This window comes from Cupriavidus neocaledonicus (genome assembly GCF_000372525.1).
Lineage (GTDB): Bacteria > Pseudomonadota > Gammaproteobacteria > Burkholderiales > Burkholderiaceae > Cupriavidus > Cupriavidus neocaledonicus.
In genome coordinates this window covers 138,576-160,321 of sequence record NZ_AQUR01000099.1, presented here as the reverse complement: position 1 = coordinate 160,321, position 21,746 = coordinate 138,576, and the positions used below count along the sequence as shown (strand labels likewise).

20 protein-coding genes and 1 pseudogene are annotated in these 21,746 nt (G+C 67.6%); 9 read left to right on the top strand and 12 right to left on the bottom strand.

What is annotated here, in order from left to right:
• A pseudogene (locus A3AG_RS34345) lies at positions 1-223 on the top strand (IS481 family transposase); the annotation flags it as partial.
• A 96-nt stretch (positions 224-319) separates the two neighbouring features.
• Here the strand turns inward: A3AG_RS34345 and A3AG_RS0117985 are convergent.
• Positions 320-1,147, bottom strand: a complete 828-nt coding sequence (locus A3AG_RS0117985) for a MerR family transcriptional regulator (RefSeq protein WP_018006770.1) — start codon at positions 1,145-1,147, stop codon at positions 320-322.
• A gap of 94 nt (positions 1,148-1,241) precedes the next feature.
• Here A3AG_RS0117985 and A3AG_RS0117980 point away from each other — a divergent pair, with 94 nt between their 5' ends.
• The 3 genes from A3AG_RS0117980 (at position 1,242) to A3AG_RS0117970 (ending at position 4,547) form a co-directional block, all read left to right on the top strand.
• Positions 1,242-2,198, top strand: coding sequence for a LysR family transcriptional regulator (locus A3AG_RS0117980; protein WP_018006769.1), 957 nt, complete (start codon positions 1,242-1,244; stop codon positions 2,196-2,198).
• A 129-nt stretch (positions 2,199-2,327) separates the two neighbouring features.
• Positions 2,328-3,314 (top strand): Bug family tripartite tricarboxylate transporter substrate binding protein, encoded by a 987-nt coding sequence (locus A3AG_RS0117975; protein WP_018006768.1) that lies wholly within the window; start codon positions 2,328-2,330, stop codon positions 3,312-3,314.
• Between the two features lie 255 nt (positions 3,315-3,569).
• Positions 3,570-4,547 carry a M14 family metallopeptidase gene (locus tag A3AG_RS0117970; RefSeq protein ID WP_018006767.1) on the top strand — a complete coding sequence of 326 codons (978 nt, stop codon included), beginning with the start codon at positions 3,570-3,572 and terminating at the stop codon, positions 4,545-4,547.
• Between the two features lie 101 nt (positions 4,548-4,648).
• On the opposite strand, the gene A3AG_RS0117965 is transcribed toward A3AG_RS0117970, so the two are convergent.
• From A3AG_RS0117965 to A3AG_RS0117940, 6 genes are all read right to left on the bottom strand, one after another.
• A complete protein-coding gene (locus A3AG_RS0117965; RefSeq protein WP_018006766.1) occupies positions 4,649-5,191 on the bottom strand; it encodes an Sbal_3080 family lipoprotein in 543 nt (180 codons plus the stop codon).
• Positions 5,192-5,344: 153 nt separating this feature from the next.
• Complete coding sequence (locus tag A3AG_RS0117960; RefSeq protein ID WP_018006765.1) at positions 5,345-5,545, bottom strand: hypothetical protein; 201 nt, start codon at positions 5,543-5,545, stop codon at positions 5,345-5,347.
• A gap of 32 nt (positions 5,546-5,577) precedes the next feature.
• On the bottom strand, positions 5,578-6,159 hold the full coding sequence (locus A3AG_RS0117955) for an OB-fold putative lipoprotein (RefSeq protein ID WP_018006764.1): 582 nt from the start codon (positions 6,157-6,159) through the stop codon (positions 5,578-5,580).
• Positions 6,160-6,209: 50 nt separating this feature from the next.
• Positions 6,210-7,454, bottom strand: coding sequence for a glycosyltransferase (locus A3AG_RS0117950; RefSeq protein ID WP_018006763.1), 1,245 nt, complete (start codon positions 7,452-7,454; stop codon positions 6,210-6,212).
• A gap of 79 nt (positions 7,455-7,533) precedes the next feature.
• Positions 7,534-8,961 carry a tRNA uridine-5-carboxymethylaminomethyl(34) synthesis GTPase MnmE gene (gene mnmE / locus A3AG_RS0117945; RefSeq protein ID WP_018006762.1) on the bottom strand — a complete coding sequence of 476 codons (1,428 nt, stop codon included), beginning with the start codon at positions 8,959-8,961 and terminating at the stop codon, positions 7,534-7,536.
• A gap of 94 nt (positions 8,962-9,055) precedes the next feature.
• A complete protein-coding gene (locus A3AG_RS0117940; RefSeq protein ID WP_035849141.1) occupies positions 9,056-9,877 on the bottom strand; it encodes a CHAD domain-containing protein in 822 nt (273 codons plus the stop codon).
• Positions 9,878-10,054: 177 nt separating this feature from the next.
• Here A3AG_RS0117940 and A3AG_RS0117935 point away from each other — a divergent pair, with 177 nt between their 5' ends.
• Both A3AG_RS0117935 and A3AG_RS0117930 read left to right on the top strand, forming a co-directional pair.
• On the top strand, positions 10,055-10,492 hold the full coding sequence (locus A3AG_RS0117935) for a PaaI family thioesterase (RefSeq protein WP_018006761.1): 438 nt from the start codon (positions 10,055-10,057) through the stop codon (positions 10,490-10,492).
• Positions 10,493-10,530: 38 nt separating this feature from the next.
• Positions 10,531-10,917 (top strand): VOC family protein, encoded by a 387-nt coding sequence (locus tag A3AG_RS0117930; RefSeq protein ID WP_018006760.1) that lies wholly within the window; start codon positions 10,531-10,533, stop codon positions 10,915-10,917.
• Between the two features lie 19 nt (positions 10,918-10,936).
• On the opposite strand, the gene tam is transcribed toward A3AG_RS0117930, so the two are convergent.
• The 5 genes from tam to rpmH all read right to left on the bottom strand — a co-directional run bounded on the left by tam (position 10,937) and on the right by rpmH (position 14,700).
• Positions 10,937-11,707 carry a trans-aconitate 2-methyltransferase gene (gene tam / locus A3AG_RS0117925; RefSeq protein WP_018006759.1) on the bottom strand — a complete coding sequence of 257 codons (771 nt, stop codon included), beginning with the start codon at positions 11,705-11,707 and terminating at the stop codon, positions 10,937-10,939.
• A gap of 297 nt (positions 11,708-12,004) precedes the next feature.
• Entirely contained in the window at positions 12,005-13,675 is a 1,671-nt protein-coding gene (gene yidC / locus A3AG_RS0117920; protein ID WP_018006758.1) for a membrane protein insertase YidC, read from the bottom strand.
• Between the two features lie 21 nt (positions 13,676-13,696).
• Positions 13,697-13,978, bottom strand: coding sequence for a membrane protein insertion efficiency factor YidD (gene yidD, locus A3AG_RS0117915; protein ID WP_012354399.1), 282 nt, complete (start codon positions 13,976-13,978; stop codon positions 13,697-13,699).
• 10 nt (positions 13,979-13,988) lie between these two features.
• Positions 13,989-14,504: a ribonuclease P protein component gene (gene rnpA / locus A3AG_RS0117910; RefSeq protein ID WP_370866938.1), complete on the bottom strand. Its 516-nt coding sequence runs from the start codon at positions 14,502-14,504 to the stop codon at positions 13,989-13,991.
• Between the two features lie 61 nt (positions 14,505-14,565).
• On the bottom strand, positions 14,566-14,700 hold the full coding sequence (gene rpmH / locus A3AG_RS0117905; protein WP_008650850.1) for a 50S ribosomal protein L34: 135 nt from the start codon (positions 14,698-14,700) through the stop codon (positions 14,566-14,568).
• 819 nt (positions 14,701-15,519) lie between these two features.
• On the opposite strand from rpmH, the gene dnaA reads away from it, so the two are divergent.
• From dnaA to gyrB, 3 genes are all read left to right on the top strand, one after another.
• Positions 15,520-17,286 carry a chromosomal replication initiator protein DnaA gene (gene dnaA / locus A3AG_RS0117900; protein ID WP_018006756.1) on the top strand — a complete coding sequence of 589 codons (1,767 nt, stop codon included), beginning with the start codon at positions 15,520-15,522 and terminating at the stop codon, positions 17,284-17,286.
• 369 nt (positions 17,287-17,655) lie between these two features.
• Entirely contained in the window at positions 17,656-18,771 is a 1,116-nt protein-coding gene (dnaN, locus tag A3AG_RS0117895; RefSeq protein WP_018006755.1) for a DNA polymerase III subunit beta, read from the top strand.
• Between the two features lie 253 nt (positions 18,772-19,024).
• A complete protein-coding gene (gene gyrB / locus A3AG_RS0117890; RefSeq protein ID WP_018006754.1) occupies positions 19,025-21,550 on the top strand; it encodes a DNA topoisomerase (ATP-hydrolyzing) subunit B in 2,526 nt (841 codons plus the stop codon).
• The last annotated feature ends 196 nt before the right edge of the window (positions 21,551-21,746 follow it).

Here is a 21,746-nt window from a genome sequence, read left to right as displayed (position 1 = left end):
GATGCCGCGCGAACTCCCGCCTATCGAGTACGGCAGCGATGACATCGTGCGGAAGGTGGGCGACGGTGGGCGCATCTGCTTCCGGGGAAAGACGTTCCGGGTCGGAAGAGCCCTGATCGGAACGCCCGTAGCGCTGCGCCCTCGCGTGGATCTGGACGGCACCTTTGACGTCTACTTCTGCCATCAAAAGGTGGCCACGATAGACCTACAGCAAGCCTATTAAACTGGAGACTGGACTGTTACCCATGTCCTGGCACATGTGTTACCCATGTCCCCGGTCCATACAGCGTGCGGGAGAGGGGAGCCAACCAGCGCGGGATCATGACTTCCCGCCCTCCTCATCATGCAAATGCTCGATGATCGCCGCCACCCGGTCGCCCAGGTACTTGTTGGCCGAGATCTCCAGCGCCCGCATCATCTCGGTCTCGGCCATCACCAGCGCCAGCGGGCGGATGCGCCACAGGATGTCGACCAGCCGCGGCACGTCCTGCGGCGGCGGCAGCTTGCCCTCGCCGAAGCGGTCCAGTTCGCGCACCACGGTGGCGACGATGTGGTCCGACACCGCCTGGAAATGCCCGCGCGACTGCGCGATGATCTCCAGCACGTCTTCCAGCGCAAAACCCGCGTGCGCGATCTCGGCGCCCGCGGCCAGCGCGCGCGGGCTGCGCGCCAGGTAGCCCAGCCCGTCCGGTTCCAGCAGTCCCAATGAGATCGCCTTGGCCAGCGCCGGGCGCGAGATCGCCCGGCCGAACAGCCGCGCCAGCGCCAGGTAGGAATAGTGGCGCGGGGTCTCGTTGGTCCACGGGCTGCTGATCGCGGTTTCCAGCCCCAGGATCGAGCGCAGGTCGTGCCCTTCGACGATGGCCTTGAGCAGCTCGGTGATGTTGGCCAGCGTGTAGCCGCGCGCCAGCAGGTGGTGGATCAGCTTGAGCCGCCCCAGGTGCGCCTGGGTGTAGATGCCGACTCGCCCGCGCCGCTGCGGCGGGTCGATCAGGCCGCGGTCCTGGTACGAGCGCACGTTGCGCACCGTGGTGCCGGCCACGCGCGCCAGTTCGTCGATGGTGTATTCCGGGGCGGGCGGCGGTCCGGATGCGGCGGACCCCGGGCGGGGCGAAGGCGAGGGTTGGCGGCGCCGGGTCAGTGTCATGCCAAAAATTCTAACCGAGGAACGCGGCCGCCAAAGTGGCGCCGGCTTTTGCCGATAATGAAGGCATTGCCCCCACCCTGACCGCCCGTTTCCCATGCATATCCGCTGGCTCGAAGACTTCGTCTGCCTGGCCCAGGCCGGCAGCCTCGCGCGCGCCGCCGAGCTGCGCAACGTGACCCCACCCGCCTTTGGGCGGCGCATGCAGGCGCTGGAGGTCTGGGCCGGTGCCCCGCTGATCGACCGCAGCGCCTTCCCGGTGCGCCTGACCGCCGAAGGGCGCCAGTTCCTGGAAGCGGCGCAGAGCGCGTTGCGCACGCTCGATGACACCCGCCTGGCGCTGCGCGCCGCGCACCGCGCCGACGCCAGCACCGTGACCATCGCCACCGGCAAGACGCTGGCGCGCTCGATGGTGCCGGCCTGGCTCGCGGGCCTGCGCGAGGCGCTGCGCCAGGAGCCGGCGGCAGCGGGCTTCCGCACGCGCCTGTCGACCTTCCCGATGCACGACGCGCTGGCGATGTTCGCCGAGGGCGATGCCGACTTCCTGCTGTGCTACAGCCCGCCCGACCTGCCGGTTATGCTGGACGATGCGCGCTACCAGTTCCACCTGGCCGGCGTGGAGCGGCTGGTGTGCGTCAGCGCGGCCGACGCGCGCGGCGCGCCGCTGCACCGGTTGGGGACGGGCAAGACCGCCGGGAAGACCGCGGCCCGGCCGGTGCCGATGATCGCCTACGCCGAGACCCTGACGCTGGGGCGCATGGTCAACCAGGAGATCGCGCGCCGCAAGCTGGCATCGCGCCTGGACGTGATCGCGGTCAGCGACTTTGCCGAGTCGGTGCACGAGATGGTGCGCCAGCGCATGGGCCTGGCCTGGCTGCCGGCGCGGCTGATTGCCGACGACCTGCGCGACGGCCGGCTGGTGCGCGCCATCGCCGCCCCGCGCGAGGATGATGGCGGCGACCTGGCGCTCGACATCCGCCTGTACCGCCCGCGCGCGCCGATGCGGCCGCTGGCCGAGGCGTTCTGGCAGGCGGCCGTGCAGGCGCCGCGCTGAACCGCCCCGGCGCTGGCATTGCCGCCATTGCCAAATCGGCAACCGCGGTTGCCAAAGCCGCACGCCGCGCGGGTCCCGCGCTTCTAACATCGGTCCACAACCACGATTCCGGGACCCCGAGCCAATACCATGAAGACCACCCTGCGCGCGGCCGCTGCCGCACTCTGCCTTGCCGCTTGCGCCGGCGCCGTTTCCACCGCCGCCGCCGCGACCGAGGCCTGGCCTGGCAAGCCGATCACGCTGGTGGTGGGCTACACCGCCGGCGGCAGCGTCGACCTGGTGGCCCGCACCATCGCCCCGGAACTGGGCAAGCGCCTGGGCCAGAGCGTGGTGATCGAAAACCTGGGCGGCGCCGGCGGCACCATCGGCGCTTCCAAGGTGGTCAAGGCAGAAGCCGACGGCTACACGCTGCTGATGGGCTCGGGCAGTGAAGTGTCGATCGCCCGCCTGACCAACCCGGCGGTGCGCTATGACGGCGAGAAGGACCTGGCGCCGGTGACCTTTGTCGGCACCCAGCCGATGGTGCTGGTCGGCAAGCCCGGCCTGCCGGCCAAGAACGCGGCCGAGCTGATCGCGCTGGCCAAGGCCCAGCCGGGCAAGCTGGCCTACGCCTCGTCCGGCGTCGGCACCCCGCTGAACCTGGCGGGCGAGCTGATCAAGCAGCAGGGCCAGGTCAACATCACCCATGTGCCGTACAAGGGCGCTTCGGCCATGGCGACCGACCTGCTCGGCGGTCAGATCGACCTGGCGGTGATGGTGCTGTCGTCGGCGCTGCCGCATATCCAGGCCAATCGCGTGCAGGCCTACGGCGTGACCGGCGCCAAGCGCTCGCCGGTGGCGCCGAACGTGCCGGCGCTGGCCGAGACGCCGGCGCTCAAGGGCGTGGACATGGGCGTCTGGTTCGGCCTGATGGGTCCGGCCAAGCTGCCGCAGCCGGTGGTGGCGCGCCTGAACACCGAGATGCAGGCCGTGCTGGCGATGCCGGAGGTGAAGAAGAAGCTGGCCGAGGCCGGCGTGGAGGTAGCGCCCGCCAATCCGGCGCAGTTCGGCAGCTTTATCAAGCGCGAGACCGGGCGCTATCGCACCATCGTGCAGACGGCGGGGATTCAGCAGTAAGTGCCTTGGCGATATCGCCATTGCCTACGCTCACCCTCACCCCCGCCCCTCTCCCGCGCGCGGGAGAGGGGCGAACGCAATCGGCACCAGCCGGAGCTGAGGCCTTACTGAATCTGCCGGTTTGCTCACCTCTCCCGCCTGCGGGAGAGGGGCGGGGGTGAGGGCCGGCGCCGGCAGCACCGCTGACCTCATCCCATCTCATACATCGACCCGGCAGGCACCGACCCGCCAGGCACCCCGAACACACCGACTCCAATGACCCACCAGCCCACCGCACCCTTGGAAGCCTACCCCGTCGACGTCGCCTTCCCCGACATCCGGCCCTACGCCGACGGCAACACCGGCATCCCCTACCTCTACACCTTCGACAGCGGCCTGCCCGGCCCGCACGTGATGATCAACGCGCTGACCCATGGCAACGAGGTCTGCGGCGCCATTGCCGTCAAGGCGCTGCTGGACCACGGCCTGCGCCCGCGCCGCGGCCGCCTGACGCTGGCCTTTGCCAACGTCGATGCGTACCACCGCTTCGATCCCGCCAGCCCGGATGCCTCGCGCTTCGTCGACCAGGACTTCAACCGCGTCTGGACCGCGAAGGTGCTCGATGACGCCAGCCTGGATTCATCTGAGCTGCGCCGCGCACGCGCCATGCGCCCGGTGATCGATACCGTCGACCTGCTGCTGGACCTGCATTCGATGCATGAGAAAAGCCGGCCGCTGATCGTCTCGGGGCCGCTGGACAAGGGCATCGCCCTGTCGCGCGCGCTCGGTGCGCCGGCCGATGTGATCGTCGACGAAGGCCACCCGGAAGGCCGCCGCATGCGCGACTACGATGGCTTCGGCGACGCCGCCAGCCCGCGCAACGCGCTGCTGATCGAATGCGGCCAGCACTGGGAACCGGCCGCCGTGACGGTGGCCCGGGACAGCACCGCGCGCTTCCTGCTGCATGCCGGCATCGTCGCGGAGAGCGACCTGCCCGCCGGCTGGCTGCAGCCGCTGCCCGCCGCGCAGCGCGTGGTGCGCGTGACCGAGCCCGTGGTGGCCACCAGCATGGACTTCCGCTTTGCCGGCCCCTACACCGGGCTCGAGACCTTTACCGAGGCCGGGACCGTAATCGGCTGGCGCGACGGTGAGCCGGTGGTGACGCCGTATCCGGATTGCGTGCTGGTGATGCCGTCGCTGCGCCAGTTGCGCCCGGGCGTAACCGTGGTGCGCCTGGGCCGGCTGGAGCGCTGACCTGGGTACGCTGCGCCGGGCGCGGCCGCGCCCGGCAGGATGCTGCGCACAGAGTCATGGCGCGGCCCTTCCGTTGACTGCGGATCGGCTAAGCAGAGCGGCTAGGCCGCCGGCGCGGGCGCCGTGTCCGCCGGCGGCGGAGGCGGCAGCATGCCGGGGAACAGCTGCTCGACCAGTTCATCGAGCTTGGACGACGGCTGCACGAAGTTGCTCAGGTTCAGCCCGCCGGCGCTGCGGTTGGCGTTGTAGATTGCCTTGCCGACCCGGTCGCCATTGAGAAACACGGTGATGTCGGCGTTGTTCAGATAGGTGTTCCAGTACCAGGCGCTGCGCGCGGTGTACAGCGCCACCATCGGGCACGCCGCGATCGAGGTCTGCGCCTGCAAGACCTTCACGTCGAAATTGCGCCGCCGCAGCGACGACAGGAAATCCTCGACAAAGTCATTGCCGCTGACGGGGTTCACCACCACGCACAGCAGCGTGCCGTGCGCGCCGTAGTTGCCCAGCGGGCCGCCGCCGGCCGGCAGCTGGAACGCGACAACGGGATCGGTGGGGTCAAGGCGGTCGACCGGCGTCACGGCCTGGTAGGTCGAGCAGCCGGTAAGCAGCAGGCCCACGCAGGCCGCCAGCAGTGCATGGTTCATGGAATGTCCTGGAGGGCTGGGCGGCGCGCCACGACAAGGCGCAATGGCCACCGCATACCTGCACACTGTAGGCGCCGGCAGGCCAATCCAATCGGCCAAACAGAAGCGCAAAACGGTCGCTTCTGATGTTGCGATGGTGTTGCGGCTGACGCCTCAGCCGCCCGCGCCGCCCTGCGCCAGCCGGCCCACCAGCACCAGGCAAAGCGCGGCCAGGCACACACCAACCACCGCCACCTGCACGCGCGTCACGGGTTTGCCGCCGAACAGCGTCTGGCTGAGCCAGGCGGGCGAGATCACGCCGACGAGGGTCGCCACCATGATCAGGATGGCAAGGACGGACAGCACGGATTGCATCGCGGGGATCTCCGGAATCGTCGCGGTTGCGTTCAGTTGGCGCCGCCGCGCAGCAGGCAGTCGCGCAGCAGCGGCATGCCGTCGGCCAGGCCCGCGCCGTTGCACTCCACCGCCACCTTCTGGCCGCGCCGCACCATGGTGGCGCGCGCTTCCACTTCGCACTCGCGCCCCGCGGGGCCGCAGATCTGGCGCGCCAGCAGCAGCGCGCGCACATTGGCGCCGGGGTCGTTGGTGCGGATATCGACAAAGACCTGCTCGCCCTCGCGGCGGATGCCGCTGGCCACGCCTTCGACGATCAGGTACTGGTTCAGGTAGTCGCGGTCGGCTTGCGCGGCATTGTCGCGATACGCCTTCAGCAGTGCATCGGCCTGCAGCTGCGGCAGGCGGTCGGCGGGCCGTTGCGGGTCGATGCTGACCGGGTCCAGCGTGCCGTTGCGCGGCACGCCGCGCACCCCGCTCGCCGGCACCGCGCTGGCCGCGGCCTGCGCATCGGCCGGCGCGTCGGGCACCGCGCCGCCGACATCGTCGCGGCGGTCATTGCCGGCAAACCACAACATGCCAAGGACGGCCACGGCGACGATGGCAATGAGGATCTGCTGGGTGCGGTTTAACATCGGGAAGGTCCTGCGTCAGTGAAAGCGGAAGGCGGAGGGCGAAGCGCGCATTATGCGCCCTGCCTTCCGCAAAAGCGCGCGATCGCCGCCACCGCATGGTCGACGCCGCGGTCCGCGGCCACCGCACGGCCCAGCGTGGCGGCGCGCTCGCGCGTGGCCGGCTGCTCGGTGAAGGCGATCATCGCCGCCAGCCGCGGCGCATCGATCTTGTGCCCGGCGACATGCCGCGGCGCCACCCCCAGCGCCGCCAGCCGGCCCGCCCAGAAGAACTGGTCGCCCGCAAACGGCAACACGATCGACGGCACGCCCGCCGCCGCCACCGCATGCGTCGTCCCCGCGCCGCCGTGGTGGATGGCCGCGGCCACGCGCGGCAACAGCCAGTCATGCGGCGTCGCCCCCACCACATGGAAGTTTGCCGGCAGCGCGGCCACGTCGATGCCGCTCCACCCGGGATAGAACAGCGCACGCCGGCCGTCGACCGCCTGCACCAGCGCCGACACCACCTTGTGCCGGTCAAAGCCCGCCATGCTGCCGAAGCCGATATAGAGCGGCGCGTCGCCCGCGGCCAGGAAGTCGCGCAGCGGCGCGTCCGGCTGCCAGTCCGGCCGCGGCGGCACGGTCCAGGCGCCGGTCACCAGCCAGTCGCCATGCCAGTCGTGCGGCCGCGGCACCAGGTGCGGCGACATCGCATACAGCGTCGGGAATGCCGGCCACATCGCCTTGCGCGCCGGCACGCCGAACAGCCTGGCCCGCGCCGCATTGGTCGCGTTGCGGAACATCCGCCACAGCACGAAGTTGATCAGGTGATGGCTGGCACGATTGGCCCAACCCGGCATCCTGACCGGCGGCAGCAGCGCCGACGGAAACGCCCGCGTCGGCGAGATCGGGAACATGCCCGCCCCGATCACCGGCTTGCCGAGCTGCTCGCCCACCGACAGCGCCACATACGCCGTCAGGCCGGAGAACACGATCGCATCCGCATCGCGCGCCGCCTGCGCCAGCTGCGCCATCCACGCCTCGGTGTTGTCCTCGGCAATGCGCCCGAACGCGCGCGTCGCCTCGGCCACGTTGCCGCCCTCGGTCATCAGCTTGTGCAGCGCGCCCCCGGGCGCCAGCGTCTGCTGGATATCGCCGGCCATGAGCTCGAACGGGATGGCATGCTCGGCAGCCAGCGGCGCGGCCGAGCGTTCACCCAGCATCAGCACGTCGTGGCCGGCTTCACGCAGGCCCAGGGCCAGCGCGACGATGGGGCGGCAGTCGCCATGGGTGCCGAAGGTGACGAGGGTCAGGCGCATGGAGATCGTAACGGGGTGGTTCGGGTCAGCGCTTTTGAAGCGGGCGCGGAGCCGTTGCGCCACGCCGGCTCGCTCCGCCCTACTTGCCGATGCAAAACCGCGTAAAAATCGTCCCCAGCAAATCATCGCTGGTGAACTCGCCGGTGATGCTGTTCAGGTGCTCCTGCGCCAGCCGCAGCTCTTCCGCGAACAGGTCCAGCGCCTGGGCCTGGCGCTGGCTTTGTTCGGCGGCCACGTCCAGGTGCGATTGCGCCTGCCGCAGCGCGGTCAGGTGCCGCTCGCGCGCAAGAAAGGTGCCTTCGTTGCCGGATTGCCAGCCCACCAGCCGCAGCAGTTCGCGGCGCAGCAGTTCGATGCCGGCGCCGGTGCGCGCCGAGATCCAGATCTCGGTCGGGTTGGGGCCGTTGGCGGCGACCACGTGCGGGCGGTTGCCGCCGAACATCATCTCGCCCACCGCGGGGGCCTTGTCGATCTTGTTGACGATGCGCACGATCGGCGCGCCGGGCGGCAGCTGGCCGCTAAGCTTGTCGTCGATGGCGTCGTCGATCTCGGACAGGCCGTGGCGCAGGTAGTCGGTGGCGTCGACCAGGTGCAGCACGATGTCGGCGCGGCGGATGGCGTCCCAGGTGCGTTCGATGCCGATGCGCTCGACTTCGTCGGTGGCTTCATCGCGCAGGCCGGCGGTGTCGATGATATGCAGCGGGATGCCGTCGATCTGGATGGTCTCGCGCACGCGGTCGCGCGTGGTGCCGGCAATCGGCGTGACGATGGCCAGTTCCGCGCCGGCCAGCGCGTTCAGCAGCGACGACTTGCCCACGTTGGGCTGGCCTGCCAGCACCACCGACAGCCCCTCGCGCAGCAGCGCGCCCTGGCGCGCCTGCGCCAGCACCGCGCCCAGTTCATCGCGGATGGTGGCAAGCTGGCCGCGCGCGTCGGACTGCTCCAGGAAATCGATCTCTTCCTCGGGGAAGTCCAGCGTGGCTTCCACCAGCATGCGCAGGTGGATCACCTTGTCCACCAGTTGGCGGATGGCGTTGGAGAACTCGCCCTCCATCGAGCGCGCGGCCGAGCGCGCCGCGGCCTCGGTGCTGGCTTCGATCAGGTCGGCCACGGCCTCGGCCTGGGCCAGGTCGAGCTTGTCGTTGAGGAAGGCGCGGCGCGTGAACTCGCCGGGCTCGGCCAGGCGCAGGCCGATGCCGTCGCCGGCCTGCAGGCAGCGCGTCAGCAGCATCTGCATCACCACCGGGCCACCGTGGCCCTGCAGCTCCAGCACTTCCTCGCCGGTATAGGAATTGGGCGCCGGGAAATACAGTGCCAGGCCGTGGTCGATGACCTTGCCGTTGCCGTCGAGAAACGGCAGGTAGGTGGCGTGGCGCGGCTTCAGTGCCTGGCCGCAGACGGCGCGCATCACGGGGCCGACATCGGGGCCCGACACGCGCACCACGCCGATGCCGCCGCGCCCGGGCGCGGTGGCGATGGCGGCAATGGGAAGCTGGGGAGCAGTCATGGCGGTATTGTCGCAGATCGGGTGCGGTTGGCGTGGCACGCGCCGGAACGCGCTGGCACGCTATGGCAGCAGGCCGCCATGGCGGGCGGGCCGGTCAGCTGGCGCCGGGCAACGGCGGCGTATCATCTGGCAGCGCCTGCACGTCCAGGCACTCGACCATCAGGCGGCGCGCGACGATGCCGTCGATCTGCCGACCCAGCCGGGCCTGCCGCTTGACCAGCTTGCCGTGCAGGCGCCCGGTATAGCGTGCCGGCAGCACCGGCGCCAGCGCCTCGATGACGTAGCGCAGACGCTTGCCGGCGATGCGCTGCGCGTGCACCGCGGCGGGATCGCCCCTGCGGGCGTGCCTGGCCAGTGCCCGCAGCTGCTTGCGGCCGCGGCGCACGCGCCGGCGGGCGAAGGCGGCCAGGCGGGCGCCGCCGCCGCGGGCGCGGGCGCGGGCGGCGAGTTGCGCCAGGTGCGCAAGGTCGCGATGCAGCGCGGGCAGCGGCCAGTCGCGGTAAGCGGCCAGTGTCGCCAGCATCGCTTCGCGCGCCGCGTCGCGGCGCTGCCGGGCGGTGTCGGCGATGGCGGCCAGGATCGTGTCTTCCGGCTCCAGTTCGCGCGCCGGGCCGATGGTCTCGGCCAGGAACACATCCCAGTCGCGCACCGTGGTGGTGGCGCGCGCCAGCGTGCGCAGGTCGCGCTTCCAGCGGTCGCGCTCCTGCCGCGGCAGGGCCGGGCCCATGGCCCACACCACCGCGCGCGCCTGGCGCAGGGCGACGCGCAGCTGGTGCAGGTCTTCCGGCTCGTCGCGGCGCTGCAGCGGGTCCAGGCACGCGTCGATGCGCGCCAGGCTGGCTTGCGCCAGCGCGGCAAAGGCCGCTGCGGGCCGCGCCTTGCGGCGCAGCTTGGGAGGATTGGCGTCGGCGTTCATGGCGGGCTGCATGCGGTCAGGCGCGCACGCGGGACGCAGATGCCTTCAGTGTAGGCGACAGCACGCGCTTGGGCGGGATGCGATGCCAGCGCCGCTTCGGCGGTTGACACGGCCCGTCCTTCCCGCTGGAATGCGCAGATCCGCCAGGACCCGGTGCCACGACCCACGAGGAACGCCATGACCACCGAACAGGAACGGCTGCTGCTGCGCGACACCATCGAGGCCGGCTTCCGCCAGGCCGCCTTCGTCAGCGACGTCGGCATCGCGCTGGCCGACTGCGGGCCCGGCTGGTGCGAGTCCACCCTGGCCATCACGGCGCGCCATCTGCAGCACGGCGGCATCGTCCATGCGGGCGTGCAGGCCACCATGGCCGACCACACCGCCGGCGCCGCCGCCTCCACCATCCTGGAAGCGGGCCAGCACGTGGTCACCGCGGAGTTCAAGATCAACCTGCTGCGGGCCGTGCGCAGCGAACGGCTGCGCTGCCGCGCCGACGTGCTCAAGTCCGGCCGCTCCATCATCGTGGTCGAGGCCGACGTGTTTGCCGACGTCCACGGCGATTCCGTGCTGGTCAGCCGGCTCAACGCCACCATGAGCGTGCTGGACCTGGCCTGAGGTCTTCTCCCTCCAACCATCGACAAAGGAAGCCACCCATGATCGACCACACCGGCGTCAGCGTCAGCGACTACGAGAAAAGCCGCGCCTTCTACCAGGCGGCGCTGGGCGCCATCGGCTACGTGCTGGACAAGGAATTCCCGGCCAGTGTCACCGGCAGCACCGATGTGGCCGGCTTCGGCACGCCGGGCCATCCCGATTTCTGGATCCACCGCGGCACGCCCAACCAGCCGCCGGTGCACGTGGCGTTCCGCGTCGACAGCCGCGCGACCGTCGATGCCTTCCATCGCGCCGCACTGGCCGCGGGCGGGCGCGACAACGGCGCACCGGGGGTGCGCGCGCACTACCACCACGACTACTACGGCGCCTTCGTGCTGGACCCGGACGGCCACAACATCGAGGCGGTCTGCCACAAGCCCGCTTAATGAGGGTTCGGCGCCGGGTTCAGCGCGTCGCGACGATAAACAGGCGCGGGAACGGCAGCAGCACCGAACCGTCCGGCAACGCCGGGTACGCGTTGGCGATCTCGGTCTGGTAGCGCGCCAGATAGGCGGCACGCTCGGCCTCGTCCAGCGGCTGCAGGAACGGGCGCAGGCCGCTGCCCTTGAACCACTCCACCACCGCGGCCGCGCCGCCGGCGAGCGGATGGTGATAGGTGGTCAGCCACACGTCCACGCGCTGGCACAGCGGGCGTAGCAGCTCGTAGTACCAGCGCGCCGGCGCGCGTTCGGCGCGGGCCTTGCTGGCGCCGGCCAGCTTTTCGGCCCACGGCCCTTCCGCCGCCACCCGGCGCATCAGCTGGTGCGCGGGCTCTTCCAGGTTGTCCGGCATCTGCACGGCGAGCGTGCCGCCCTGGGAAAGCTTCGAGACCAGTTCGGGAAACAGGCGGGCGTGGTCGGGCAGCCACTGCAGCACGGCGTTGGCGAGGATCACGTCGTACGGGCCGGCCTCGTCCCAGGCGCCGATGTCGGCTACGCGGAACTGCACGTCGGGCAGGCGCCTGCGCGCGGCGTCGATCATGTCCGGCGAGCTGTCCAGCCCGGTCACTGAAGCGCCGGCATAGCGCGCCAGCAACACCTCGGTGGAATTGCCGGGGCCGCAGCCGATATCCACCGCGCTGCGCGCGATCTCGTTGGGAATGGCAGCCACCAGGTCACGGACCGGGCGGGTGCGTTCGTCTTCGAAGGCGACGTATTGGTGGGCGGACCAGCTCATGGGGGTCTCCTGACGTTGAGGCAGGCCAGTAGGATACGCCTGCCGAAGCCAACGCCGCTTGAACCAGGCTCCCCTCGCCCGCTTGCGGGAGAGGGGTGGGGGTGAGGGCCGGAGCTTCTACGAAGTAGCGCGCGTCGGTATGCCAGCGCCTGCCCTCACCCCCGGCCCCTCTCCCGCAGGCGGGAGAGGGGAGCAAACCGTCGGGATTGCGAAAGCCCTCAGCCCTCAGCCCTCAGCAGAAAACAAAAAGCCCGGCATCTCTGCCGGGCTTTCCGTTACCGCATTTCGCAACAGGCTTTAGCTCTTGGCCACCACCGCGGCCTTGCCCTTGCCCAGCATCCGGTTGATCTGCCACTGCTGCGCGATCGACAGGATGTTGTTCACCACCCAGTACAGCACCAGGCCGGCCGGGAAGAAGAAGAACATCACCGAGAACACCAGCGGCATGATCATCATCACCTTGGCCTGCACCGGATCCGGCGGGGTCGGGTTCAGCTTGGTCTGCACGAACATCGACACGGCCATCACGATCGGCAGGATGTAGAACGGATCCGGCACCGACAGGTCATGGATCCAGCCCAGCCACGGCGCGCCGCGCATTTCGACCGACGACAGCAGCACCCAGTACAGCGCGATGAACACCGGGATCTGGATCACGATGGGCAGGCAGCCGCCGAGCGGGTTGACCTTCTCGGTGCGGTACAGCGCCATCATCTCCTGGTTCATCTTCTGCGGGTCGTTCTTGTAGCGCTCGCGGATCGACGTCATGCGCGGCTGCAGGTCCTTCATCTTGCCCATGGACTTGTAGCTCGCCGCCGACAGCGGGAAGAACACCAGCTTGATCAGCACCGTCAGCGCGATGATCGACCAGCCCCAGTTGCCCAGGAAGCCGTGCAGCTTCTCCAGCAGCCAGAACAGCGGCTTGGCCAGGATGGTCAGCCAGCCGTAGTCCTTCACCAGTTCCAGGCCCGGGGCGATCTTCTCGAGCATGTGCTCTTCCTGCGGGCCGGCGAACAGGCGCGCATCGGTGCTGACCGTCGCGCCCGGGGCCACTTCGCCCAGCGGCTGCTGCACGCCCACGCGGTACAGGTGCGGATCGATCTGCTGCACGTAGAAGCTGCGCTCCTTGCCGGTCTGCGGAATCCACGCCGAGGCAAAGTAGTGCTGCACCATCGCCACCCAGCCGTTGTTGGCGGCGGCCGGCACGGTGGCCTTGCCCTTGGCGATGTCTTCGAAGTCGATCTTGTGGTACTTGTCGGCGTCGGTGTAGACCGCCGGACCGGTGAAGGTGCTGTAGAACTGCGACTGCTCGACCTTGCTGCCGTCGCGCGCCAGCTCCAGGTACAGCGTCGGCGAGACCGGCGCGGTGCCCGCGTTGGTCACGTCGAACTTGCTGTCGACCACGTAGCTGCCCTTGCGGAAGGTGTAGGTCTTGACCAGCTTCACGCCGTTCTTCTCGGCGCTCAGCACCACCTGCAGCTGCTCGGCGCCGTCCAGCGTGCGCGGGCCCGGGGCCGCGGTGAACAGCGTGGTGTGGTTAGGCAGGTCGCCGCCGATCAGGCCCGAGCGGGCCATGTAGGTGCGCACGTTGTCGCGCTCGAACAGCACCACCGGCTTGCCGTCCTTCTCATGCTCCTTGAGCAGCTCCAGGCGCGACACGATGCCGCCGGCGGTGTCGATCTCGGCGCGCACCGTGTCGGTGGTCACCACGATCTTCTCGCCGGTGGGCTGGGCCGCGGCCTGCGGCGCGGCGCCCGCGGCCGGCGCCGCTGCGCCGGGCTGGACGTTGGCCTTGGGCACGTCGCCCTGCGCGGCCGCGCCGCTGGCGGCCGGCGCCGAAGCGGCCTGCTGCTGCGTCGCGCTCGGGAAGAACATCGACGCATGGCCGTTGGCGCGTTGCCAGTTGTCGTAGAGCAGCACGAGGGACATCGAGAAGATGACCCAGAGGATGGTGCGTTTGATATCCATGTCTGGCTGTGGTCGGAAAAATCAGGGTCTGGGCAGACGGATTGCCACGGGTGCATGGCCTGTGGCGGCATGGACTGGCGTGTCAGCTTCCGTGCCCGGCACGGGATCATACCCGCCTTGGGCGAAAGGATGGCAGCGGCACAGCCGGCAGGCGGCCATCCAGCTGCCGCGCGCGGCGCCATGATGGACGATGGCGTCGCGGGCGTAGTCGGAACAGGTCGGCAGGAAGCGGCACTGCGAGCCCAGGTAAGGGCTGAGGGCGATCTTGTAGACGCGCAGCAGGGCTAGCAGGATTCGCTTCATGGCGGGGCGGTCAGGCTGGCTGGCCTGGTGGCTGGCTTGGCGAGGGGCTCGCCGGCGGCGCCGCGGTGGGCGGTGCCGGGGGCGAGGCAGGCGGCGCGGGTGGCGGCAGTGGCTTTGCTGCTACCTCGAGCAGGCTGGCGATTTCCGCCGCGCATGCCCTTCGGACCGCCGCGCGCGTCGCAAATTCCGCGCGCGGAAACTTCGCTTGCAGGCGCAGCAGCACGTCGCGCCCGGCCAGGTGTTCGCGGCGCTGGCGGAACAGCTCGCGCGCCATGCGCTTCACCAGGTTGCGCTCGGCCGCGCGCGGCGCGAACTTCTTGCCCACCACCACGCCCAGGCGGCCTACCGGCCGGCCGTTGGGGCGTACGTAGAGCACGAAGTGGGTGCTGCGCCGCCGGGGCCGCAAAGCAAAAACGGATGAAAACTCATCCGTCTTTGTCAGCCTCGCGGCTTTGGGAAAGGCAAAGGTAGACACGCCTGGCAAAGCTAGCGGGAACACTGCACCTTGCGGCAAGCTACCGGCCATCCGGACAGCGAGGCGGTTGGCCTGGACCGCGTTGCCGCGGTCCGGACCGGTCGCCCGGCCCTTAGATTGCCAGGCGCTTGCGGCCCTTGGCGCGGCGAGCGTTGATGACGGCACGGCCGCCGCGGGTCTTCATGCGCACGCGGAAACCGTGGGTACGCTTGCGGCGGGTAACGGAAGGTTGGTAGGTACGTTTCATGTTGCACTCTCTGGTTGATCTTGGCTCGCCCGACTCCGGCCGGTGCCGGGGTGCCGTGGCCGCCGCGTATGGTTCGCATGGGGTTGCCGCTTGCGAGGGAACTGCAGCGGCGTGTCCGACGATTCTGGTTCTGTCTTAGCTGCCGGCCGAAGGGCGCGCGCTGCAGGCAGGTTGCCTGTGGGCGCGGACGGCACGGACAGGCCAGACCCGGCGATGCGCATACGTGATCCCCTGCCGCATCGCAGAACCCGCCATTTAAACGATTTTCCGCGACGCTGTCAAGGCAGCAGTCTGTGTGCGACGGCACAATCGCCACACTGGCGCAAGCCCCGTGGTGCGCCATTGTCCACAACAGCCGGTGGGTAACCACTAGTGCCCCGAGGGACACCTCCGGTGCCGCCATCCACAGGCGAAGTCCCTGTTTTGCCTGGGTTTTTGCCCCTTTCCGTACCCCGGAAACCCGCATGGCAGCACGGGTTGTGCACATCAATCCACTGCATTTGCACAAGTTGTCCACAGACTTATCCTTTGTGGATAACTCAGGGGCGGGGGTACAATCCGGGTCCAAACACAACACGGGCTGCGTGGCGCAGGCGCAACCCGGGCTCCCACCGCGACAACGCATGACTTTACGCACGCCAGTGCGGCGAGCCGGAAGGCTCGCTGGCGGCGGCATGGCATGCCGCGGTGCCCTTGGCCGAGGGAATTTCATTCCCGCTACGGTCGAGGCGGTCCGGAATGCGCGGCGCATACGCCGCCTGTGGCGTACCCGGTGCCGCCCGCAAGGCGGCACCGGGTACGACTAGCCAACAACAAACAATGCAAGATTTCTGGCAGGCGGCAGCCGCGCAACTCGAGCGCGAGCTGACGCCGCAACAGTTCAAAACGTGGATCAAGCCGCTGGCGCCCGTTGCGTTCGATGAAGAAACGCATGCGCTGCGGATTGCCGCGCCCAACCGTTTCAAGCTCGACTGGGTCAAGAGTCAGTTTTCGGGCCGCATCACCGCCCTCGCCTGCGAATACTGGGAAGCGCAGGTCAGCGTCCAGTTCGTGCTCGATCCCGCCGCGTCCGGCCGCGCCGCTGCCTACATGCAGCCGGCCCAGCCCGGCATGGGCGCGGGCGGCATGGAGCGCATGGAACATCACGCAGCACCGGGTACGGGCATGGGCGGCTATCCCGGCGCCCAGCCCGGCCAGACTATGGGTGGCCAGCCGCCGTTTGCCATGCCTGGCCAGCCGGGACAGCCCGGCTACGGCGAATACCCCACCGCGGCTGCGTACGGCCTGGGCCAGCCTCCGTACGGTAACCCTGGCAATCCGGCCGGCATGCCGTCCGCCGCCCCGGTTCCGGCCGGCGTGCGTGGCCAGGGCATGGGCCAGCATCCCGGCCAGCACCACCCGCAGCACAACGCCGACCTGGGCGAGATCGACGTGGTCCAGATGGATCCCGCCGAAGCCAGCGCCCGCTCCTACCGCGCGCCGCAGCAGGGCCAGCACCCGCATGCCGCGATGGGCAACGGCGCCGCGCAGATGCCCGGCCACCAGCCCAGCGACACGGTCCACGAGCGCTCGCGCCTGAACCCGATCCTGACCTTCGACAACTTCGTCACCGGCAAGGCCAACCAGCTGGCTCGTGCCGCCGCGATCCAGGTCGCCAACAACCCCGGCAAGTCCTACAACCCGCTGTATCTCTACGGCGGCGTGGGCCTGGGCAAGACCCACCTGATCCACTCCATCGGCAACCACATGCTGATGGAGAACCCGCGCGCGCGCATCCGCTACATCCACGCCGAGCAGTACGTGTCCGACGTGGTCAAGGCGTACCAGCGCAAGGCCTTCGACGAGTTCAAGCGCTATTACCACTCGCTGGACCTGTTGCTGATCGACGATATCCAGTTCTTCTCTGGCAAGAACCGCACGCAGGAAGAGTTCTTCTATGCCTTCGAGGCCCTGATTGCCAACCGGGCGCAGGTGATCATCACCAGCGATACCTACCCCAAGGAAATCACCGGCATCGACGACCGCCTGATCTCGCGCTTCGATTCCGGCCTGACCGTGGCGATCGAGCCGCCCGAGCTGGAAATGCGCGTGGCGATCCTGATGAAGAAGGCCGCCGCCGAGAACGTCAACGTTCCGGAAGAAGTCGCCTTCTTCGTTGCCAAGCACCTGCGCTCCAACGTGCGCGAGCTGGAAGGCGCGCTGCGCAAGATCCTGGCGTTCAGCAACTTCCACGGCAAGGACATCACCATCGAGGTGACGCGCGAAGCGCTGAAGGACCTGCTGACTGTGCAGAACCGCCAGATCTCGGTCGAGAACATCCAGAAGACCTGCGCGGATTTCTACAACATCAAGGTCGCTGACATGTATTCGAAAAAGCGGCCTGCCAATATTGCCCGGCCGCGCCAGATCGCGATGTACCTGGCCAAGGAGCTGACGCAGAAGAGCCTGCCGGAGATCGGCGAACTCTTCGGCGGCCGCGACCACACCACCGTGCTGCACGCGGTGCGCAAGATCGCCGACGAACGCAGCAAGGATGCGCAGCTCAACCACGAGCTGCACGTGCTGGAGCAGACGCTCAAGGGCTGATCGCCGGCCGGACCCCGGAGCGGCTGCCGGGACGGCGTTTTGAAGGGCCAGCCCCGCCGGGCTGGCATACTGTAGGGTGCGCGCCACGGACATCCCGTGGCGCCTGGGGAATTAACGTCAGCGACGCCGGGGCAAGTGTCCGGAAAGTGGCCACTGATAAGGCTTTGCGGTGAGTCGGGACGGGATGGCAAGAACGATTGGCGCCAGCGTGGCTTTTTGGGCACAGCTGGCCCGCCGGCCGGTCCCGCCCCGCTTCACCGCAGCGGCTTATCCTTGGTACAATGGTACATTAACTCCTTGATTCCTAAGTGAATTTGGAGTTGTTTGCGTTCTGCGGTCGCCGATTACAAACGACGAAGGATAAATTCAATGCAATTGGTCAAAACCTCGCGAGACAACCTGCTGCGTCCGCTGCAAATCGTGAGCGGCATCGTGGAGCGCCGCCACACCCTCCCGATCCTGGCCAACCTGCTGATTCGCAAGTCCGGGTCGAACGTATCCTTCCTCTCGACCGACATCGAAATCCAGATCACCACGCATGCGGAATGCGGCGTCGGCAATGACAGCGTCGCCACCACCGTGGCCGCGCGCAAGCTGCTCGACATCCTGCGCGCCATGCCCGACGGCGACGTCGCCCTGTCGCTCAACGACAAGCGCATGACCGTGCAATCCGGCAAGAGCCGCTTTGCCCTGCAGACGCTGGCCGCCGAAGAATTCCCGACCGTGGCCGAAGCCAGCGAATTCAACGCCAGCGTCAGCCTGCCGCAGAAGACCTTCAAGCACCTGCTGGCGATGGTCCACTTCGCCATGGCGCAGCAGGACATCCGCTACTACCTGAACGGCATGCTGCTGGTGGTGGAAGGCAAGAAGGTCATGGCAGTCGCCACCGACGGCCACCGCCTGGCCTACTGCGGCGTCGAGCTGGAAAACGAAGCGGCTGGTGTCGGCTCGCGCCAGGAAGTCATCATCCCGCGCAAGACCATCCTGGAACTGCAGCGCCTGCTGGAAGACAACGACGATCCGGTCACGGTGCAACTGGCCGCCAACCAGGTCAAGTTCACGTTCGCCAATATCGAACTGATCTCCAAGCTGGTCGAAGGCAAGTTCCCGGACTTCCAGCGCGTGATTCCCAAGGGCTACAAGAACGCCTTCGCGATCGACCGCGTGCAGCTGCAGCAGGCGCTGCAACGCACCGCGATCCTGACCACCGACAAATTCAAGGGCGTGCGCTGCATCCTCGACACGCACATGCTCAGGATCAGCTCCACCAACGCCGACCAGGAAGAGGCGCAGGAAGAGCTGGAACTCGATTACTCGGGCGACGCGCTCGATATCGGCTTCAACGTGACCTACCTGCTCGACGTGCTTGCCAACCTGAAGACCGAGCAGGTGCAGGTCAGCCTCGGCGACTCGAATTCGAGCGCGCTGATCACCGTGCCGGACGACGACAACTTCAAGTACGTCGTCATGCCGATGCGCATCTGATGATCCGGTGACAGGACCTGTGCCACAACCAGCGCAGACAGCAACCGGAGCAGCAAACGGCACGCTACGACACCCGGCCCTGGCCGGTACGTCCAGGGGATGAATATCCCGCCGCGGGGGCAGGATCGTTACGACGATCCGCCCCTTTTGCCGTTTTTAGTAACCCGCCATGCGGACCCATCGCGCCCCGCCGCCGGCATGCCAGTCATGCCCGCCCGGCCCGAATTCCGCATTCGCCGCAAGTAGGAAAGACATGACCGAACAGCAGAAACCGCAACAGGAAAACACCTACGGAGCCTCCTCGATCCAGATCCTGGAAGGCCTGGAGGCGGTACGCAAGCGCCCGGGCATGTATATCGGCGACACCTCCGACGGCACCGGCCTGCACCACCTCGTGTTCGAGGTGCTGGACAACTCCATCGACGAAGCGCTGGCCGGCTACTGCACCGAGATCCAGGTCACCATCCACAGCGACAACTCGATCTCCATCGTCGACAACGGCCGCGGCATCCCGCCGCTGGTCAAGTTCGACGACAAGCACGAACCCAAGCGCAGCGCGGCGGAAATTGCCATGACCGAGCTGCACGCCGGCGGCAAGTTCAACCAGAACAGCTACAAGGTATCGGGCGGCCTGCACGGCGTGGGCGTGTCGTGCGTGAACGCGCTGTCCAAGTGGCTGCGCCTGACCGTGCGCCGCGACGGCCAGGTCCACCTGATTGAATTCGCCAAGGGCGAAGTGCAGAACCGCATCATCGAGACCGTGGAAGGCCCCGACGGTCAGCCCGTTGAAGTCTCGCCGATGAAGATCACCGGCGCCACCGACAAGCGCGGCACCGAAGTCCACTTCCTGGCGGATGAAGAAATCTTCACCAACGTCGAGTTCCACTACGAGGTGCTGTCCAAGCGCATCCGCGAACTGTCGTTCCTGAACAACGGCGTCCACATCAAGCTGACCGACCAGCGCACCGGCAAGGAAGAAGACTTTGCCTTCTCCGGCGGCGTGAAGGGTTTTGTCGAGTACATCAACCGCGCCAAGACCGCCCTGCACCCCAACATCTTCTACGCCAACGCCGAGAAAGACGGCATCGCCGTGGAAGTGGCCATGCAGTGGAACGACGGCTACAACGAACAGGTGCTCTGCTTCACCAATAACATCCCGCAGCGGGATGGCGGCACCCACCTGACCGGCCTGCGCGCCGCGATGACCCGCGTCATCAACAAGTACATCGAAGAAAACGAAGTCGCCAAGAAAGCCAAGGTGGAAACCACCGGCGACGACATGCGCGAAGGCCTGGCCTGCGTGCTCTCCGTCAAGGTGCCCGAGCCCAAGTTCAGCTCGCAGACCAAGGACAAGCTGGTCTCGTCCGAAGTGCGCCTGCCCGTGGAAGAACTGGTCAGCAAGGCCCTGACCGACTTCCTGCTGGAAACGCCCAACGACGCCAAGACCATCTGCGGCAAGATCGTAGACGCCGCCCGCGCCCGCGAAGCCGCCCGCAAGGCCCGCGAAATGACCCGCCGCAAGGGCGTGATGGACGGCATGGGCCTGCCCGGCAAGCTGGCCGACTGCCAGGAAAAGGACCCCGCCCAGTCCGAACTCTTCCTGGTGGAGGGCGACTCCGCAGGCGGCTCCGCCAAGCAGGGCCGCGACCGTAAGTTCCAGGCCATCCTGCCGCTCAAGGGCAAGATCCTGAACGTAGAGCGCGCCCGCTTCGACAAGATGCTGTCCAGCCAGGAAGTGCTGACGCTGATCACCGCGCTGGGCACGGGCATCGGCAAGGACGACTACAACCTGGACAAGCTGCGCTACCACCGCATCATCATCATGACTGACGCGGACGTGGACGGCTCGCACATCCGGACGCTGCTGCTGACGTTCTTCTATCGGCAGATGCCGGACATTATCGAGCGCGGGTATGTGTATATCGCGCAGCCGCCGCTGTACAAGATCAAGCATGGGAAGGAAGAGCGGTATATCAAGGATGATGTCGAGCTCAATGCTTATCTGTTGAAGTTGGCGATGGAGAAGGCGTCGCTGGTGCGGCCGGATGGGTCGGAGATCAGTGGGGATGCACTGACTGAATTGGCTCGTCAGTATCAGCTGACGGAAGGCGTTATCGGCCGTCTGTCGCGTGTTGTTGATACCGACGCTCTGCGTGCCATTGCGGACGGCGTGACGCTGGATCTGGATAGTGCTGCGGCGGCGGAGGCATCAGCGGTGGCGCTGAAGGCTAAGTTGGCGGAGATGCATGCTAAGACGTTGATTGGGGCTGCCGTCAACGACGATGGCACGGCTGATGTGTATGCGCAGTTTGATGAGAAGACCGACAAGCATCGGCTGATGATTGCGCGGCGTCATCATGGCAACGTGCGGTTGTCGCATCTGGATGCGGATTTTGTTCATGGGGCTGACTACGCTGCGCTTTCCAATGCTGCAAAGACTTTCCAGGGGCTGACGCCGGAAGGGACTAAGGTGCAGCGGGGTGAAGGCGAGAAGTTGCGCGATCAGACTGTCAATGACTTCCACGGGGCCATGCAATGGCTACTGGCGGAGGCTGAACGCGGCGTTTCTCGCCAGCGCTATAAGGGTCTTGGTGAGATGAACCCTGAGCAGCTGTTTGAGACGACGCTGGATGTTACGCAGCGGCGGCTGCTGAAGGTGCAGATTGAGGATGCTATTGCGGCGGATCAGATCTTTACCACCCTTATGGGGGATGAGGTGGAGCCGAGGCGTAACTTTATTGAGAGTAATGCGTTGGTGGCGAGAAACATTGACGTTTGATCAAGTGTATAGATAGCCGCAAGACCTGAGAATCTGGGACCCATAAGCTTAGAGGCTTGTGGGTCTTTTTTTTTATTAGAAGCCTAACCTCGCGCGGGATTGACTGACATTGGTGCGAATAGCCTTCCCGGCGTGACGCCGGCTTACGGAGAGGCGTAGCCAAGGCACATCGCTCCACCACGCTACTTACTTCCTT